This is a genomic window from Aeromonas sp. D3 (assembly GCF_027705025.1).
Taxonomy (GTDB): Bacteria; Pseudomonadota; Gammaproteobacteria; order Enterobacterales; family Aeromonadaceae; genus Aeromonas; species Aeromonas salmonicida.
On sequence record NZ_JAPDBE010000001.1, the window covers coordinates 103427 to 114641 of the forward strand.

Here is an 11215-nt window from a genome sequence, read left to right on the forward strand (position 1 = left end):
GAGATTTTTGGATAATGAAACTGCCTCCCCTGCGTGCCGTTCAATACTTCGAGGCGGTCGCCCGCCTGCTCAGCTTTTCTCGCGCGGCCCTCGAGCTGAACGTCAGCCAGAGTGCGGTCAGCCATCAGATCCGATTGCTGGAGGATTTTCTGGGGGAGCGGCTGCTGCTGCGCCAGGGGCGGCTGTTGTCATTGACAGCCCAAGGGGAGGTGTATTTTGAGGGCATAGCGGCCGGGCTCGGCCAGATCGCCCAGAGCAGCGAACAACTACGCGGCGGTGGCGAGATGCGAGTCCGGCTTGCCGTCTACAGTTCGTTCGCGGTGAAGTGGTTGATCCCGCGCCTGGCGGGCTTGCGTCAGCTCTATCCCGAGCTGGATCTGAGCCTGGAGATGGTGGCGGAAGATCCCGAGCTTTCCGATCGGGTGGCAGACTGCTTTATCACTGTCTCGCCCCATGGTCGTGGCTATTGCCACGATCTCATCTATCGGGAGCGGCTCTTTCCGGTTTGCAGCCGACGGCTGTTGCAGCAAGTTGAAGGGGAGTGGCCGCAGGCCATCTGGCAACTGCCGCTCCTTTCGGTACAGTCTATCTACAAGGCGCGGGGAGAGGATTGGCAGCGCTGGGCCAAGGCGGGTGAGCTGGTCATTCCCGAGGAGGCGCGCATGCACCACTTCAGTCATGTGTTGCTGGCGATGGAGGCGGCGGCCTGGGATCAGGGGGTGGCCTTTGTGAACGACTACATGTTGCGGCCGGATGATCCCCAGCTGGTGGCCTTGCCGGTACACCAGCTGGAGACGGGGGATGCCTTCTATTTCACCTGCAAGCGATCCCGGGCCCATGAGCCCGCCATCAGCCGCTTGCGTCAATGGCTGATGATGGAGACGCGCCAGAGCATGGCCTTGCAAACAAAAGCCCAGCCCTGATGCTCAGGTTGGGCTTGTTTGAACTGGCTCAGAATACACAGGCTGGCGGCACAGACGCCACCGAGGGATTTGCAGTGGCCTGACGGCAAGCATCAGGCCACCCGAGACTCAGGCTTTCTTGAACTGGCTCAGAATAAACATGCTGGTGGCACAGACCACGACGGAAGGGCCCGCAGGCGTGTCCTGATACCAGGAGAGGCTGAGCCCGCCCAGCACAGCCAGACAGCCGATCAACGCCGCAAAACCGGCCATCTGCTCCGGCGTCTGGCTGAAGCGGCGAGCGGTGGCGGCGGGAATGATCAGCAGGGAGGTGATGATCAACGCCCCGACAAACTTCATCGCCACGGCGATCACCAGCCCAATCAGCAGCATCAGCACGCAGCGCAGCACATCGACCCTGACCCCTTCCACCCGCGCCAGCTCTTCCGAGATGGTCATGGAGAGCAGGGGATCCCACAGTCGCCACAGGGTCAGCAGCACCAGGGCGCCGCCACCGTAGATCCAGAGCAGATCCACCGGCTGTACCGAGAGCAGGTCGCCGAACAGATAGGCCATCAGATCCACCCGCACGTTATCCATAAAACTCAAGGTGACCAGGCCCAGCGACAGGGCACTGTGGGCCAGGATACCGAGCAGGGTATCGGTCGCCACCTGCTGGTTGCGGCTCATGATCACCAGCAGCATGGCCATGGCGAGGCAGCAGACCACCACGGCCAGGGTGAGATCCACCTGCAGCAGTATCCCCAGCGCTATGCCAAACAGGCAGGCGTGGGAGAGGGTGTCGCCGAAATAGGCCATCTTGCGCCACACCACAAAGCTGCCCAGAGGCCCGGCCAGCAGAGCGATGCCGAGACCTGCCGCGAGGGCATATAACAGAAAGCTGTCCACTTGAATGTCCTTAGCTGCGCTTATTGATTGCGAGACGGCAGGCGGATGACGGGCGCCTGCGGTTCGTGATGATGATGCTCGCCGTCGCAGTGATGATGGTGGGTGTAGACCGCCAGCACCTCCTGTTCAGGGCGCCCGAACAGGCGGGCAAATTCGGGATGGCGGGCCACGCTTTCCGGTTCACCGTGACAGCAGACGTGACGATTGAGACAGATCACCTCATGGGTGCTTGCCATCACCAGATGCAGGTCGTGGGAGACCATCAGCACGGCGCAGTTGAGCTCGGCCGCCAGCTGGCTGATGAGGGCGTAGAGCTCGATCTGGCCCGTGATATCCACGCCCTGAACCGGCTCGTCCAGCACCAGCAGCTCGGGTTTGACCAGCAGGGCGCGAGCCAGCAGCACCCGCTGCATTTCGCCGCCGGAGAGTTTCTGCATCCGGTTGTCCAGCAGGTCCCCCGCGCCGACCCGATCCAGCGCCTCATCAATGGAGAGGCGGCCATTCTTGCCGAGTTGCAGAAAGCGACGCACCGTCAGCGGCAGGGTAGGGTCCAGATAGAGGCGCTGGGGGACATAGCCGACCCTGAGGTCCCGACTGCGATGGATCTCGCCGGAATCCGGGGTGAGCAGGCCCAGCACCAGCTTGCTCAATGTGCTCTTGCCTGCCCCGTTGGGGCCGACCAGGGTAGTGATTTTGCCTTTATTCAGGGTAAAGGAGACCTTGTCGAGCACGGATCGTCCGTCGAACGAAAGACAGACCTCTTTCAGCTCCACCAGTTGGGTCATGACAGCTCCGGGGTTTACAGCCTGTGAGAGTTATAATATAACAGCAGTATTGGTTTGTTATATTATCACACACTCACTTCCTGACGAGATCTCTATGCGAATTCTTACACTGATCACTGCCCTGCTGGCGGTGAGTCTGCCTGTCCGTGCCCTCGAGGTGCTGACCACCATCAAGCCCCTCGGCTTTATAGCGGCCGCGATCACCGATGGCGTGAGCGAGCCCAAGGTACTGTTGCCGACCGGCGCCTCTCCCCACGATTTTGCCCTGCGCCCCTCCGATATTCGCAGCATCAACGGCGCCGATCTGGTGGTGTGGGTGGGTCCAGAGCTGGAAGGTTTCATGGCCAAGCCGCTGGCCAAGCATCCTCACGTGCTGACCCTTACCCAGGTTGAAGGGATGCCGCTGTTCAATTACGCAACTCAGGCGAGCCATGACAGCCACCATCATGATGCCGATGAGCACGACCATGCTGCCCATGATCACGCAGACCATGACGGACACGAAGGGCATCATCATGAAGGGGTCGACCCGCATATCTGGCTGGGGCCGACCCAGGCACTGGTCATCGCCAGCGCATTGAGCGAAACCTTGAGCGCCCAGGATCCGGCCAATGCCGAGCGCTATCGTGCCAACCTGCTGACCTTCAAGGGCAAGGTGGATGCCAAGGACAAGCTGATTGCCGGGCAGATGAAGGCGGTGAGCCAGAAGGGCTATTTCGTGTTTCACGAGGCCTATGGTTACTGGGAACGTCACTACGGCATGAGCTCCAAGGGGCACTTTACCGTGAGCCCGGAGCGTCGCCCTGGCGCCAAGACGCTGGTCGATATCCGCAAGGCGCTGCAGGAGAAACAGGCGAGTTGCATCTATGCCGAGCCGCAGTTCTCGCCGGCAGTGATCGAGTCGGTCGCCCGCAATACCGGTGCCAAGGTGCTGCTGTTGGACGAGGTGGGTGAGCAGGTTCCGCTCGGGCCGGATGGCTATCCGCAGTTCATGCAGCAACTGGCCGATGCCTTCGCCCAGTGCCGCTGAGCCAGGGCGGGTTGATCGATAGGGCAACCGTGGCCAACTATACTGACCTTCATCATCTGACATGGAGTGTCTCGTATGAAATGGCTGCTCATTCCCACCTGCACGCTGGCGTTGCTCTGCGCCAGCGTGCAGGCCTCTCGCCTCTCCGAATATATTGCCAGCCCTGAACTGCGGGCAAAATTGCAGGAGGTCTATGGTGGCAGGGCGATCCAGCGGGCCGAGGCGTTCTCCCGTTTGCTGTCACCGAGGGCTGGCACTACGGATCAGCAGAAAATAGAGCTGGTGAACAACTACTTCAACAACCTGACCTACAGCGAGGATCCCAGACTGTGGGGAGATGAGGATTATTGGGCCAATCCGCTGGAGTTCATCGGTGCCCGAGGTGGGGATTGCGAGGATTACAGCATTGCCAAGTACTACACCCTGATGGAGCTGGGGGTGGATGAGAAAAAGCTGCGGCTGGCTTATGTCAAGGCGGTGAAATACAACCAGTTTCACATGGTGACGCTTTATTTCCCGACTCCCAAGTCTGACCCTATGGTGCTCGACAACATCAACAGCCGGATCCTGCCCGGTAGCCAGCGGACCGATCTCATCCCTGTTTACAGCTTCGACGCCAAGAGCATCTGGATCATGAAATCCCGCCGTGAGGGAACCCTGGCGGGCAGTGCTGACCGGTTGGCGCAGTGGACATCGATGAAGACCCGTTTCTCCAGCGAGCAACTGCGCTCTCCCCGTCGTCAGTTATAGTTTTCCCGCTGTTTTCAGCTCCTCGAAATATTTGGCTGCACCCGGGTGCTGTTCGATGCTCAGCACCGGGCCTGTCTTGTTGCGCGCCTTGTGAAACAGGTTGGCGTAGCCATAGGTTTGTTCGTTGAAGTTGGTCTGCTGGGTCAGCATGGCCCTGGTCAGGCGATAGACATCGGCCTCTGGCGTAGCGGCATTGGTCACCAGGGTCGCCGCGATGGCAAAGGTGGGGGTCGCTTTCAGGTTGCCGGGATAGATGCGAGCCGGCACCTGACTGCGCTGGTAGTACTTGACCCCCTTGATCAGTTGCTCCCGCAGCGTTCCCTCAATCGGCAGAAAGCGGATGGCGCAGCGCTTGGCGGTATCGAGCACGATCCGGTTCGGGTGGCCCATCACCAGGCCATAGGCATCTATCTGTTTGCTGCAGAGTGCATCGACCAGATTGCCTGCACTCTTCAGATCGAGATCCTGCTCCTTTGCACCCAGCAGGTCGAACAGCGCCAGCGCCGTCTGGCGGGTACCCGAGCTCTTCAGCCCCATGTCGATGGGAGCCAGCTTGAGTTGCTCCAGGCTGGTGATATCGCCATCGGCTCGCACCACTATGGTGAAGGGTTCTGCATGGGTGGCAAACAGGGCCCTCAGCTCGGGTTGAGGCTGGCTGACATAGGGACCCAGCCCCTTGCTGGCCTGATAGAGCCAGTCCGATTGCACCAGTGCGTAGCTTGTCTGGCCAGCCTGCAATTGGCGAAGGTTCTCGATGGAACCTGATGTGGCCTGCGGCTTGCATTGCAGCTCGGGGTCACTCTTGTTGGCCAGTCGGCAGAACTCCCTGGCAATCTGATGATAGATCCCCTGCTCACCGCCGGTGGCGAGGGTAACGGGGTTGGCCAGCAGCGGCAGCGGCCACAGCAGGGCGAGCAACGACCAGGTTCTGTTCATGATGCCTCCTTGCTGGCATAGCCATCGATACCCCAGGCGCGCAGGGTATTTACATCCTGGATTTCGCTGGCTTCAGCCAGCAGGGTGTAGCCCGAACTGTGCAGGCATTGAGCGACCAGATTCCAATAGAGGGGATCCTGGGTCGGCTGGCAGCTGATGAAGACGGGATTGATGGGGTCGAGCTGGTTGAAGGTGTCGTTGGTCATGGGAATGGCGCTAAACGCCATCTCGACGCCCTGCTCCTGCAAGGTAGCGAGCCGTTCCTCCCCGAGAGGCGGGAAGCTTGCCAGATCCCAGCGCCAGTCGAGTGTCTTGCCCCTTGCTTTGGCCAGTAGCGGCGCAAATTGTGTCCAGTCGGCATGATTGAGCAGGCTGAGGGGCAGTTGCAGCCCTTCCGCTGGATGGGATAGCCAGTGCTCAAGCAGGCTTTTGATTTCGTCCGGTGAACTGTCGATGGAGGGAGGAATGGTCGGGACAAGGCGGCTGTAGAGGCGGATCTTGCCCTGGGTGGAGAAGAAATATTGTTGCTGCATGCCCTCTTCTTCGTCCATCAGCCCTTGCAGCGGAAGTTCAGCTGTCACTGCCTGCTGCTTGCCAAGCTGGGTGACCTTGAGCCTTTGTTGCAGCAGGTCACGCTTGCGCTCGGAGACCAGCTGATTGACCGAGATGACCAGCTCCTTGAGGTCCTGCAGCCAGGGGGATTCCAGGCTGCCGCTGAACTGGCGTTTGCGGATCCTGACCAGTTGCTGGTTGATTTGCTCGAGGGGGCGAAGCAGGCGTCTGCATACCCAGGAGATCACCAGGGTGAATACCAGCAAGCCAGCGAGCAGGGCCAGTCCGGTACGGCTGATGGCATTCCACAGATGCTGGTAGGCGTAGCCGGTATGTCCCTCCAGGGTGAGGGTGCCCAGCATGCGCCAGCCATCGGTCAGTTCCTGCTCAATGTTGACTGGCGGCATGTCGATAACAGAAGGGAGCCAGCTTGGTACGTTCTGCTGCGCTGTGTGGAAGACCTTCTGAAACAGCGGCTGACCGTCAGGATCCAGCAGGGTGACCGAGCTGACAAAACCGCCGTCAAACATGGCATTGACGATGGTTTCTGCCAGCACCTTGTCATCGTTGAGCAGGGTACCTTGCAGTACCAGCCCGAGTGCCGTGATGGCCGTTTCAAGATTGGCTGACATCTGGTCGAGGATGGATTGACGTACCGTGGTGACTTCCAGCATGAACAGCAGGGCGGCACCGATAACGAACAGGATCAGGATGATTCGGTTTAACAGTTTTGCTAACGACATATCCACTCCATGGAAAAGTTATCGCAACATCATGAAACCTTGGGTCAAACACGATCGGACCCGGTTCTTAAAAATAGGAAAAAATAGTTAAAAAAGACGATCATTTCTGCCCATAAAGGAATGTTATGCATAAAATGTGAGGTTCATGCAGATTGGTATGAACTTATTGTGAGTATTTAGGTCAAACAATCAGTTTTATACGGTTTTATAACAATCAGACCGACCACTAACACCCATTGGATCTAATGACAGGATAGCGGATGAAACGTCTCCGTCCCTTGGTAGCACAGGCTGCCAATTGGGAACCCCCGGTTCCCCGCAAGCATTTTTATGCCATGTTACTGCTCACGGCCATGACGCTGTCAGCGGTAGCCATATTGCCGGCACCAGGTGACATCCTGGAGCGGCCATTGCGTCTTGAGTTGCCGATTGCGACCCATGGCACAGCAACCAACGAAGACAATACGGACTTTAACGACATCCCGGATCATGAGCTGGTGGAAGCCGCGACCCCGGAAGATGATATCCCGACCGATGCCACTCCCCAGTGGCAGGATTATCGGGTGCGCAGTGGTGAGAATCTGACCACCATCTTCAACAATCTGGGACTTTCTACCACCACCCTCTACAAGGTGCTGGATGCGGACAGCAAGAATAACCTTGCCCGCCTCAAGCCTGGCCAGACCATAGAGTTGCTGATCGATCAGGACAACATACTGCAACAGATGAAGATTCGTCTGAACATCAAGCAGACCCTGGTCCTGGAGCGCACTGACGATACTTACAGCGCCAACATGCTCAATGAAGAGGTGGAGTGGCAGCAGAAGAGTTATGACGGTGTCATCAACGGCAGTTTCTATGTCAGTGCCCGCAATGCCGGGATCCCGGCCAGCCATATCCAGAAGATTGCCAACCTGTTCCAGTGGCGGCTGAATTTCGCCAAGGATTTGAAAAAGGGCGACAAGTTCAGGGTGCTGGTTCGTCAGGAGACGGTCGAGGGCAAGAGCACGGGCAACACCCAACTGCTGGGCGTCGAAGTGTTCAATCAGGGCAAGGGCGTCTCGGCCTGGTTGTCGGAAGATGGCAACTACTATGACGGCCAGGGCAACAGCCTGGAGCGCGGCTTCCGCCGCTATCCGACCCACAGCCGCTATCGGGTGAGCTCCAGTTTCAACCCGAACCGCCGTCACCCCATCACCGGCCAGGTCCGCCCCCACGAGGGCACCGATTTTGCCTTGCCGGTGGGCACGCCTGTATTGGCTACCGGTGACGGTGTCGTACTCAAGGCGACCAGCCACCCACTGGCCGGTACCTATGTGGTGATCAGGCACGGTCGTACCCTGATGACCCGTTATCTGCACCTGAGCAAGCTGCTGGTGAAAACCGGCCAGAAGGTGAAGATGGGTGACAAGATTGCGCTCTCCGGCAACACGGGCCGGTCCACCGGTGCTCACCTGCACTACGAGGTGCGGATCAACAACCGCCCGGTCGATGCCATGAAGGTCAAGTTGCCGATGGCGGAGCCGCTCTCCGGCAAGGCCAAGCGCCAGTTCCTTGCCAAGGTGAAGAGCTATCGCAAGGAGATGGAGGCAGGCTGAAGCCGGTTTCCAGCCGAATAGAAAAGGCCCCGCCACATTGGCGGGGCCTTTTCATTGGTGTCATGGGCGTATCAGTAACCCTTGTCGAAGTCTATCTTGCCATCCAGCGGCTGGCCGTCGATGAAGCGGATGTAGTTGCGCACGAAGATCTGGGCCACATCATCGGGGAAGCTGTAGGCGCTGTTGTGCGGCGTGATGATGAGGTTGGGCTGGCCCCAGAGCGGACTGTCAGCGGGCAGGGGCTCCTGCTCGAACACATCCAGCACCGCCATGCCCAGCTTGCCGGTACGCAGGGCAGTGAGCAGATCGCCTTCGTTGATGGCATTGCCGCGACCGACGTTGAACAGGATGGCGCCCGGCTTGCAATGCTCGAAACGAGATGCGGTGAACAGATGATGGGTCTCGCGGGTGGCGGGCAGGACGCTGACGATGACATCGGCCTGGGTCAGCATCTTGTTGAGTGCCGGTAGCTGATACACCTGATCGAAACCGGCCCGCTCACGGCCGCTGCGGCTGACGCCGAGCACCTTCATGCCAAAGTGTTTGCCGGTGTGGGCTATGTGCTGGCCTATGCTGCCTGTGCCCAGGATCAACAAGGTGCGCCCCTTGAGCCCCTGATAGGGATGGCTCTGCCACAGTCGCTGTTTTTGCTGTTCCCGATAGAGTGGCAACTGACGCATCAGGCTGAGCAGGTGGCCGAAGACATATTCGCTCATCAGCGGGCCGAAGATGCCGCGCACATTGGTGAGCTGGTAATCGCGGCGGCAGCGCGTATCCAGCAACACATCGACCCCGGCATAGGTGGACTGAAACCAGCTCAACTTGTTGGCCTTGGCCAGCAGCGGCTTGGCCCGTGCCGGCTCGGCCATCAGGATATGGGCTTCCCCGATCAGTTTCTCGGCATCGCTCTGGTTGTCGGCTCTCAGAATGCGCAAATGGGGGAGGTGAGCTGCTTTGAGCAGACGCTCGTAGTGCGCGTTGTCCTGGCTGAGCAAAAGAAGGGTACGTTGACTCATACTCTTGTTCCTTATCAGATTTGCGGCGTGGGAGAGAGGCCGCTCTGCCTTCATCTTACCCGAGTTGATCGGGCAAGATAGTCGACCAGGCCGCTTTTTCGTTTTCGTGCGGCCCCTCGTGGGCTACAATCTGCCCCACATTTTGCAAAGGATCCGACCCCAGTGTTTGGTGACAAGTTTTATAAGCGACTGGCCGAGCTACAGCCTTGGCAACAGACCGTCTACACCCTGGCGCTGGCAGAGCGCATGTACCCCAACTATGCGTTGTTTGCCCAGGCGTCCGGCTTTGGTGATGCGAAGGCTTTTCGACACGCGCTGGATCAGATGTGGAACTACCTGACAGTGAAGGGATCCCGCGTCAATCTGGGGGCTATCCTGGAGGCGTTTGAAGTTTACATTCCGGAGCCCAGCAAGTTTGAATCCTACGGTGCCTATCCGGCGCTGGATGCCTGCGTGGCACTCGGCAGCGCCTACAACTCGGTGATCTGCCGGGTCGGTGAAGAGGCCGAAGATGCCAGCCATGCCTCAGTGGGAACCGTAGCCGGTTTCATCGAGATGCTGGAAGAGCGCGAGCTGACCGAAGAGGAACTCTACGAGCACGAGTACATCGAGGCCGAGCTGGAGTTTCAGGTTGAGCTGCTCAAGCGGGTGGCCCACGAGCGTGACAGTGACCGCATCCTGGCGATCAAGGTATTTGCAGCCCAGGACGGTGTGTCCAACATCGGCATCAGCCTGGACGAGTGATACCGCCGCTGGGTCTGTAGAAAACGTCTCCATAGAAAAAAGCTCCCGTCGGGAGCTTTTTTTATGCCCGTACCCCTTTCATGCCCGTTCTTCGGTGAGCGGACGAACGCTCAGTACGGGAGCGGCATCTATCGCGTCGGCATTCATCATCGACGAGATGCGCTGCAGGGAGGAGAGTAACAGGGTCTGCTCCCAGGCTTCCAGTGCCTGAAAGCGCTGGATGAAACGCTCTTGCAGCGGGGTTGGCGCCTGGGCCAGCAGGGCACGGCCTGCGTCAGTCAGTGTCGCGTGAACCTTTCGCTTGTCGGTTTCACTGCGAATGCGCTGTACCAGCTGGCGGCTCTCGAGACGGTCCATGATGGTGGTCGCAGTAGCCTGACTCATGTTGGTGTGGTCGGCCAGCTGACGCATGGAAATCTGTCCCAGCTCGTTGATCCCCTTGAGCAGCAAGAGCTGCGGCGACGTCAGCCCGGCTTCCTTGATCAAGCGCTTGGAGTGCATATCGATGGCACGAATAATCTGGCGCAGTGCAACCAGCACTTCATCATGTTTTTCCATGGGTGTGAGTCATTGCAGGGCTGTTGAGAGGCGCGAAATTCTCCGCCTAATTCGTGATAAGGTCAATATGGTTTTTGCTGTAATCATTTCTGCTCTAATGATTTTTGTGTTAGGTTATCGGGCATTTTCTGAATATCAACCCCATAATCGAGGAGCGAGATGATGAATGACTATCTGGACATCAAGTCTCTGGTTGCCGATCTGCGCGTGGTCAGAGTCCGTTATGAACTGCCTGATACCTCGGCATTCGTGCGTTATCAGCCCGCCTATGAAGAGGACCCCAATACCCTCAAGGTACACCACTATGATGGTGAGCTTCCCCTCTCCTGCAGTGAGACCGGTGCTTTCAACCTAAAGGAGTTGGTGAACGAATTGCGCTATGCCTATGTGCTGGTCCACCTGTTCCCTGACGAGAGTGCCATGAACTTCTACCTGACCGGCCTCGATACCGGCCTGGCCCAACTGGAGTTCATCGGTGGATCCTACGATTTCAACCGGCTCTGGATCACCAGCGGCATCTCCAATCTGGGTGTGCCCATGGCCATCTTCCTTGGCAAGCGTCACGCCGTGAATGGCCAGCCTTCCGTCACCCTGGTGGATCATCGTGAACTGGCCGCAGGCCGTATGGTCTATCGCGCCATCGGCGGCGCAGGCGAGCATGTGGGTGAAGACTTTTTCAACAACGACTAAGG

General features: G+C 58.6%; 12 protein-coding genes. 6 read left to right on the forward strand and 6 right to left on the reverse strand.

What is annotated here, in order from left to right; genetic code table 11:
• Window positions 1-14: 14 nt before the first annotated feature.
• The gene (locus OKC28_RS00550; protein WP_270686628.1) at window positions 15-923 is read left to right on the forward strand and encodes a LysR substrate-binding domain-containing protein; all 909 of its coding nucleotides are present in this window, start codon (window positions 15-17) and stop codon (window positions 921-923) included.
• 108 nt (window positions 924-1031) lie between these two features.
• Here the strand turns inward: OKC28_RS00550 and znuB are convergent, their stop codons facing one another.
• Complete coding sequence (znuB, locus tag OKC28_RS00555; protein WP_005313824.1) at window positions 1032-1811, reverse strand: zinc ABC transporter permease subunit ZnuB; 780 nt, start codon at window positions 1809-1811, stop codon at window positions 1032-1034.
• Between the two features lie 20 nt (window positions 1812-1831).
• Window positions 1832-2596: a zinc ABC transporter ATP-binding protein ZnuC gene (znuC, locus tag OKC28_RS00560; protein ID WP_021139701.1), complete on the reverse strand. Its 765-nt coding sequence runs from the start codon at window positions 2594-2596 to the stop codon at window positions 1832-1834.
• A 94-nt stretch (window positions 2597-2690) separates the two neighbouring features.
• On the opposite strand from znuC, the gene znuA reads away from it, so the two are divergent.
• Window positions 2691-3626, forward strand: coding sequence for a zinc ABC transporter substrate-binding protein ZnuA (gene znuA, locus OKC28_RS00565; protein WP_021139700.1), 936 nt, complete (start codon window positions 2691-2693; stop codon window positions 3624-3626).
• A gap of 75 nt (window positions 3627-3701) precedes the next feature.
• Window positions 3702-4376, forward strand: a complete 675-nt coding sequence (locus tag OKC28_RS00570) for a transglutaminase-like cysteine peptidase (RefSeq protein ID WP_021139699.1) — start codon at window positions 3702-3704, stop codon at window positions 4374-4376.
• On the opposite strand, the gene OKC28_RS00575 is transcribed toward OKC28_RS00570, so the two are convergent.
• Entirely contained in the window at window positions 4371-5312 is a 942-nt protein-coding gene (locus OKC28_RS00575) for a TAXI family TRAP transporter solute-binding subunit (RefSeq protein ID WP_021139698.1), read from the reverse strand. The genes OKC28_RS00570 and OKC28_RS00575 overlap by 6 nt on opposite strands.
• Complete coding sequence (locus OKC28_RS00580; RefSeq protein WP_021139697.1) at window positions 5309-6607, reverse strand: LapD/MoxY N-terminal periplasmic domain-containing protein; 1299 nt, start codon at window positions 6605-6607, stop codon at window positions 5309-5311. The genes OKC28_RS00575 and OKC28_RS00580 overlap by 4 nt, the downstream gene beginning before the upstream one ends.
• A 260-nt stretch (window positions 6608-6867) precedes the next feature.
• On the opposite strand from OKC28_RS00580, the gene mepM reads away from it, so the two are divergent.
• Entirely contained in the window at window positions 6868-8205 is a 1338-nt protein-coding gene (gene mepM / locus OKC28_RS00585) for a murein DD-endopeptidase MepM (RefSeq protein ID WP_021139696.1), read from the forward strand.
• A gap of 71 nt (window positions 8206-8276) precedes the next feature.
• Here mepM and OKC28_RS00590 read toward each other — a convergent pair whose 3' ends face one another.
• Window positions 8277-9221 carry a D-2-hydroxyacid dehydrogenase gene (locus OKC28_RS00590; RefSeq protein ID WP_021139695.1) on the reverse strand — a complete coding sequence of 315 codons (945 nt, stop codon included), beginning with the start codon at window positions 9219-9221 and terminating at the stop codon, window positions 8277-8279.
• A 162-nt stretch (window positions 9222-9383) separates the two neighbouring features.
• Here OKC28_RS00590 and OKC28_RS00595 point away from each other — a divergent pair, with 162 nt between their 5' ends.
• Window positions 9384-9965 (forward strand): YjaG family protein, encoded by a 582-nt coding sequence (locus OKC28_RS00595; protein WP_021139694.1) that lies wholly within the window; start codon window positions 9384-9386, stop codon window positions 9963-9965.
• A gap of 78 nt (window positions 9966-10043) precedes the next feature.
• Here OKC28_RS00595 and OKC28_RS00600 read toward each other — a convergent pair whose 3' ends face one another.
• Window positions 10044-10523 carry a MarR family winged helix-turn-helix transcriptional regulator gene (locus OKC28_RS00600; RefSeq protein ID WP_005313803.1) on the reverse strand — a complete coding sequence of 160 codons (480 nt, stop codon included), beginning with the start codon at window positions 10521-10523 and terminating at the stop codon, window positions 10044-10046.
• A 162-nt stretch (window positions 10524-10685) separates the two neighbouring features.
• Between OKC28_RS00600 and OKC28_RS00605 the strand changes: the two genes are divergently transcribed.
• Window positions 10686-11213, forward strand: coding sequence for a hypothetical protein (locus tag OKC28_RS00605; RefSeq protein ID WP_005313801.1), 528 nt, complete (start codon window positions 10686-10688; stop codon window positions 11211-11213).
• The last annotated feature ends 2 nt before the right edge of the window (window positions 11214-11215 follow it).

Excerpts from the sequence above, each read along its gene's own strand:
- OKC28_RS00600 (WP_005313803.1), bottom strand. The coding sequence starts at position 10,523 with ATGGAAAAACATGATGAAGTGCTGGTTGCACTGCGCCAGATTATTCGT.
- znuA (WP_021139700.1), top strand. The coding sequence starts at position 2,691 with ATGCGAATTCTTACACTGATCACTGCCCTGCTGGCGGTGAGTCTGCCT.
- OKC28_RS00605 (WP_005313801.1), top strand. The coding sequence starts at position 10,686 with ATGAATGACTATCTGGACATCAAGTCTCTGGTTGCCGATCTGCGCGTG.
- znuC (WP_021139701.1), bottom strand. The coding sequence starts at position 2,596 with ATGACCCAACTGGTGGAGCTGAAAGAGGTCTGTCTTTCGTTCGACGGA.
- mepM (WP_021139696.1), top strand. The coding sequence starts at position 6,868 with ATGAAACGTCTCCGTCCCTTGGTAGCACAGGCTGCCAATTGGGAACCC.
- OKC28_RS00550 (WP_270686628.1), top strand. The coding sequence starts at position 15 with ATGAAACTGCCTCCCCTGCGTGCCGTTCAATACTTCGAGGCGGTCGCC.
- OKC28_RS00575 (WP_021139698.1), bottom strand. The coding sequence starts at position 5,312 with ATGAACAGAACCTGGTCGTTGCTCGCCCTGCTGTGGCCGCTGCCGCTG.
- OKC28_RS00580 (WP_021139697.1), bottom strand. The coding sequence starts at position 6,607 with ATGTCGTTAGCAAAACTGTTAAACCGAATCATCCTGATCCTGTTCGTT.
- OKC28_RS00590 (WP_021139695.1), bottom strand. The coding sequence starts at position 9,221 with ATGAGTCAACGTACCCTTCTTTTGCTCAGCCAGGACAACGCGCACTAC.
- OKC28_RS00570 (WP_021139699.1), top strand. The coding sequence starts at position 3,702 with ATGAAATGGCTGCTCATTCCCACCTGCACGCTGGCGTTGCTCTGCGCC.